Below are 399 nucleotides of genomic sequence, written 5' to 3'. Positions count from 1 at the left end.
CCGCCACGCCCGCGACGTTGTCGGCGGCGCAGCGTGCGCCGCACTTCGATTCCACCGATGCGAACTATATCGCGGTGCTACACTATCTGAAGGACACGCCGGGCACGGCCTTCTACCGGCAGCGATCGACCGGGATCGAGGCGGTGACGCCGGAAACCTACGACCGCTTCGTCACCACGGTTCGGGCGGAGGGGGCGGGCGACGGCTACATCGTCACCGACGATGAACGCTTCGAACGCATCGGATCGGTCGAAGGCAAGACGGACCGGCTGGTCATCTATCAGGGACGGCTGCTGCATTCCGGCATCATCCCCGCCGGCGCCGTGCTCAGTGCCGATCCACGCGTCGGCCGGCTGACGACGAACATCTTCATCCGGGGGCGGTGATGCGGAGTGTGGC

1 protein-coding gene is annotated in these 399 nt (G+C 66.7%); it reads left to right on the top strand.

Going from position 1 to position 399, the window contains the following annotated elements:
• Window positions 1–386 (top strand): DUF6445 family protein (locus AC0IYH_RS29620; RefSeq protein ID WP_471837635.1); only part of this gene is annotated, 386 nt, incomplete at its 5' end.
• Window positions 387–399: the final 13 nt, after the last annotated feature.

This window comes from Pseudomonas sp. AC463 (assembly GCF_979253585.1).
Note: the sequence above shows the minus strand (reverse complement) of the source record. Positions and strands in the feature narration are given on the sequence as shown.